The sequence below is a fragment of the Nocardia carnea genome (assembly GCF_029869215.1).
GTDB lineage: Bacteria > Actinomycetota > Actinomycetes > Mycobacteriales > Mycobacteriaceae > Nocardia > Nocardia carnea_B.
This window is the reverse complement of record NZ_JARWPM010000064.1, coordinates 1-5,356: the sequence shown is the minus strand read 5'-3', so window position 1 is coordinate 5,356 and position 5,356 is coordinate 1. Positions and strand designations below refer to the sequence as shown.

The 5,356-nt window shown below is 56.8% G+C and carries 3 rRNA genes; all 3 read left to right on the top strand.

The annotated features are described in order from the left end of the window. Positions 1-104: 104 nt before the first annotated feature. The 3 genes from QH276_RS02980 (at position 105) to rrf (ending at position 5,352) form a co-directional block, all read left to right on the top strand. Positions 105-1,621 (top strand): 16S ribosomal RNA (locus tag QH276_RS02980). Between the two features lie 344 nt (positions 1,622-1,965). Next, positions 1,966-5,098, top strand: a 23S ribosomal RNA gene (locus tag QH276_RS02975). Positions 5,099-5,235: 137 nt separating this feature from the next. Continuing rightward, positions 5,236-5,352 (top strand): 5S ribosomal RNA (gene rrf, locus QH276_RS02970). The 16S, 23S and 5S rRNA genes sit together here, the layout of an rRNA operon. Positions 5,353-5,356: the final 4 nt, after the last annotated feature.

The window sequence follows — 5,356 nt, the reverse complement described above, 5'->3', positions numbered from 1 at the left end:
GAACATTTGAGTCAGCTAAATTCCAGCTGGCGATTGTTTTGCTAGGTTTTCGGACTCTAGTTTGTACTTTTGATTGCGCCCTTTCGGGGTGTGATTGTGAGTCTTCAACGGAGAGTTTGATCCTGGCTCAGGACGAACGCTGGCGGCGTGCTTAACACATGCAAGTCGAGCGGTAAGGCCCTTCGGGGTACACGAGCGGCGAACGGGTGAGTAACACGTGGGTGATCTGCCTTGCACTCTGGGATAAGCCTGGGAAACTGGGTCTAATACCGGATATGACCTCCGATCGCATGGTTGGGGGTGGAAAGATTTATCGGTGCAAGATGAGCCCGCGGCCTATCAGCTTGTTGGTGGGGTAATGGCCTACCAAGGCGACGACGGGTAGCCGGCCTGAGAGGGCGACCGGCCACACTGGGACTGAGACACGGCCCAGACTCCTACGGGAGGCAGCAGTGGGGAATATTGCACAATGGGCGGAAGCCTGATGCAGCGACGCCGCGTGAGGGATGACGGCCTTCGGGTTGTAAACCTCTTTCGACTCCGACGAAGCGAAAGTGACGGTAGGAGTATAAGAAGCACCGGCCAACTACGTGCCAGCAGCCGCGGTAATACGTAGGGTGCGAGCGTTGTCCGGAATTACTGGGCGTAAAGAGCTTGTAGGCGGCTTGTCGCGTCGATCGTGAAAACTCGGGGCTCAACCCCGAGCTTGCGGTCGATACGGGCAGGCTTGAGTACTTCAGGGGAGACTGGAATTCCTGGTGTAGCGGTGAAATGCGCAGATATCAGGAGGAACACCGGTGGCGAAGGCGGGTCTCTGGGAAGTAACTGACGCTGAGAAGCGAAAGCGTGGGTAGCGAACAGGATTAGATACCCTGGTAGTCCACGCCGTAAACGGTGGGTACTAGGTGTGGGTTTCCTTCCACGGGATCCGTGCCGTAGCTAACGCATTAAGTACCCCGCCTGGGGAGTACGGCCGCAAGGCTAAAACTCAAAGGAATTGACGGGGGCCCGCACAAGCGGCGGAGCATGTGGATTAATTCGATGCAACGCGAAGAACCTTACCTGGGTTTGACATACACCGGAAACCTGCAGAGATGTAGGCCCCCTTGTGGTCGGTGTACAGGTGGTGCATGGCTGTCGTCAGCTCGTGTCGTGAGATGTTGGGTTAAGTCCCGCAACGAGCGCAACCCTTATCTTATGTTGCCAGCGCGTAATGGCGGGGACTCGTGAGAGACTGCCGGGGTCAACTCGGAGGAAGGTGGGGACGACGTCAAGTCATCATGCCCCTTATGTCCAGGGCTTCACACATGCTACAATGGCCGGTACAGAGGGCTGCGATACCGTGAGGTGGAGCGAATCCCTTAAAGCCGGTCTCAGTTCGGATCGGGGTCTGCAACTCGACCCCGTGAAGTTGGAGTCGCTAGTAATCGCAGATCAGCAACGCTGCGGTGAATACGTTCCCGGGCCTTGTACACACCGCCCGTCACGTCATGAAAGTCGGTAACACCCGAAGCCGGTGGCCTAACCCTTGTGGAGGGAGCCGTCGAAGGTGGGATCGGCGATTGGGACGAAGTCGTAACAAGGTAGCCGTACCGGAAGGTGCGGCTGGATCACCTCCTTTCTAAGGAGCATTCTCCACGGACACCCGAAGAGTCGGGATGGTAAACGTCTTGTGGCAGAGCCACTTCGGAAGCGAATGTCTTCCGGTGGTGCTCATGGGTGGAACGCTGACATGCGCCGGCGATGCTTCGGATCCTTATCGGGTTCGGGGTGGCCGGAACCTAAGTAGTCAACACACTGTTGGGTCCTGAAAGAACAGGCGTTCTTTCCAGGTAATAAACATGATCCGCTCGGATCTCCGTCATACCGCGGGAGCTTCTTTGAGGAGTTGCCGGCTGGTGCGGGTGTTAGGTTCGGGTGGGTGTGTTGTTTGAGAACTGCACAGTGGACGCGAGCATCTTTGTTTTGTAAGTGTTTTAGAGCGTTCGGTGGATGCCTTGGCACCAGGAGCCGATGAAGGACGTAGGAGGCTGCGATAAGCCTCGGGGAGCTGTCAACCGAGCTGTGATCCGAGGGTGTCCGAATGGGGAAACCCAGCACGAGTGATGTCGTGTTACCCGCCAGTGAATATATAGCTGGTGTGGAGGGAACGTGGGGAAGTGAAACATCTCAGTACCCACAGGAAGAGAAAACAATATGTGATTCCGTGAGTAGTGGCGAGCGAAAGCGGATGAGGCTAAACCATGCGTGTGTGATACCCGGCAGGGGTTGCACGTGTGGGGTAGTGGGGTCATTCTTCCCGGTTCTGCCGGATCGGGCGAGAGTAAGAAACCGTTGTGTTAGCTGAAGTGGTCTGGGACGGCCTGTCGTAGAGGGTGAGAATCCCGTAGGCGAAAACTCAACGGCTCTCGTGGATGATGCCCGAGTAGCAGCGGGCCCGTGAAATCTGCTGTGAATCTGCCGGGACCACCCGGTAAGCCTGAATACTCCCTGGTGACCGATAGCGGACTAGTACCGTGAGGGAAAGGTGAAAAGTACCCCGGGAGGGGAGTGAAATAGTACCTGAAACCGTGCGCTTACAATCCGTCAAAGCCTGCGCCACTTCGGTGGGTGGGTGATGGCGTGCCTTTTGAAGAATGAGCCTGCGAGTTAGTGGCATGTGGCGAGGTTAACCCGTGTGGGGTAGCCGTAGCGAAAGCGAGTCCGAATAGGGCGTTTGAGTCGCGTGTTCTAGACCCGAAGCGGAGTGATCTACCCATGGCCAGGGTGAAGCGACGGTAAGACGTCGTGGAGGCCCGAACCCACTTAGGTTGAAAACTGAGGGGATGAGCTGTGGGTAGGGGTGAAAGGCCAATCAAACTCCGTGATAGCTGGTTCTCCCCGAAATGCATTTAGGTGCAGCGTCGCGTGTTTCTCACCGGAGGTAGAGCTACTGGATGGTCTAGGGGGCCCACAAGCTTACCGAAATCAGCCAAACTCCGAATGCCGGTGAGTGAGAGCGCGGCAGTGAGACTGCGGGGGATAAGCTTCGTAGTCGAGAGGGAAACAGCCCAGATCGCCGGCTAAGGCCCCTAAGCGTGTACTAAGTGGAAAAGGATGTGGGATTGCGCAGACAGCCAGGAGGTTGGCTTAGAAGCAGCCACCCTTGAAAGAGTGCGTAATAGCTCACTGGTCGAGTGATCCTGCGCCGACAATGTAGCGGGGCTCAAGTACACCGCCGAAGCCGCGGCAGTCACATATTACATCCGCGCACCTCTACGGGGGTGTGTGCAGTGGTGTGGCTGGGTAGGGGAGCGTCGTGTAGCCAGGGAAGCAGCGGGGTGACCTAGTTGTGGAGGCTGCGCGAGTGAGAATGCAGGCATGAGTAGCGAAAGACGAGTGAGAAACTCGTCCGCCGAATGACCAAGGGTTCCTGGGCCAGGTTAATCCGCCCAGGGTGAGTCGGGACCTAAGGCGAGGCCGACAGGCGTAGTCGATGGACAACGGGTTGATATTCCCGTACCCGTGTATCCGCGCCCAATGGCGAATCATCTGTGCTAACCGCCCTGAACTGGCGGGATCTCCTTCGGGAGACCCAAAGGGGATGCGCGGGACCCTGGGTGTAGTAGTCAAGCGATGGGGTGACGCAGGAAGGTAGCTGGGCCAGTCAGTGGTTGTACTGGTGTAAGCCTGTAGGGCGTTGTGTAGGCAAATCCGCACAGCATATAGCCTGAGAGGTGATGCGTAGCCGATTGAGGCGAATTCAGTGATCCTATGCTGCCGAGAAAAGCCTCTAGTGAGTTGGTACACGGCCCGTACCCCAAACCGACACAGGTGGTCAGGTAGAGAATACTAAGGCGATCGAGAGAACTGTGGTCAAGGAACTCGGCAAAATGCCCCCGTAACTTCGGGAGAAGGGGGGCCCGTGCTGGTGACGGAATTTACTTCCTGAGCTGGTGTGGGCCGCAGAGACCAGAGAGAAGCGACTGTTTACTAAAAACACAGGTCCGTGCGAAGTCGTAAGACGATGTATACGGACTGACGCCTGCCCGGTGCCGGAAGGTTAAGAGGACCGGTTAGCGCTTTCGGGCGCGAAGCTGAGAATTTAAGCCCCGGTAAACGGCGGTGGTAACTATAACCATCCTAAGGTAGCGAAATTCCTTGTCGGGTAAGTTCCGACCTGCACGAATGGCGTAACGACTTCTCTGCTGTCTCGACCACAGACTCGGCGAAATTGCATTACGAGTAAAGATGCTCGTTACGCGCGGCAGGACGAAAAGACCCCGGGACCTTCACTATAGCTTGGTATTGGTGTTCGGTACGGTTTGTGTAGGATAGGTGGGAGACTGTGAAGCATGCACGCCAGTGTGTGTGGAGTCGTCGTTGAAATACCACTCTGGTCGTATTGGACCTCTAACCTCGGACCATGATCTGGTTCAGGGACAGTGCCTGGTGGGTAGTTTAACTGGGGCGGTTGCCTCCCAAAATGTAACGGAGGCGCCCAAAGGTTCCCTCAGCCTGGTTGGCAATCAGGTGTCGAGTGCAAGTGCACAAGGGAGCTTGACTGTGAGACAGACATGTCGAGCAGGGACGAAAGTCGGGACTAGTGATCCGGCACCGGCATGTGGAAGCGGTGTCGCTCAACGGATAAAAGGTACCCCGGGGATAACAGGCTGATCTTCCCCAAGAGTCCATATCGACGGGATGGTTTGGCACCTCGATGTCGGCTCGTCGCATCCTGGGGCTGGAGTAGGTCCCAAGGGTTGGGCTGTTCGCCCATTAAAGCGGCACGCGAGCTGGGTTTAGAACGTCGTGAGACAGTTCGGTCTCTATCCGCCGCGCGCGTTGGAAACTTGAGGAAGGCTGTCCCTAGTACGAGAGGACCGGGACGGACGAACCTCTGGTGTGCCAGTTGTCCCGCCAGGGGCACGGCTGGTTGGCTACGTTCGGAAGGGATAACCGCTGAAAGCATCTAAGCGGGAAGCCTGTTCCAAGATGAGGTTTCCCACCACCTTCGAGTGGTTAAGGCCCCCTACAGACCATGGGGTTGATAGGCCGGAACTGGAAGCCAGGTAACTGGTGGAGGTGACCGGTACTAATAGGCCGAGGGCTTACAAACAAAGGTTGCTACGCGTCCACTGTGCAGTATCTGAAACAACACACAGATACAGAAGACAGAACGAGGAATCCTCGGGAACCGGTCCGGTTCCCGCCCGGATCCCGGCTACTGGCTCTCTGTGGACAGTTTCATAGAGTTACGGCGGTTATAGCGGCAGGGAAACGCCCGGTCCCATTCCGAACCCGGAAGCTAAGCCTGCCAGCGCCGATGGTACTGCACTCGACAGGGTGTGGGAGAGTAGGACACCGCCGGAACATA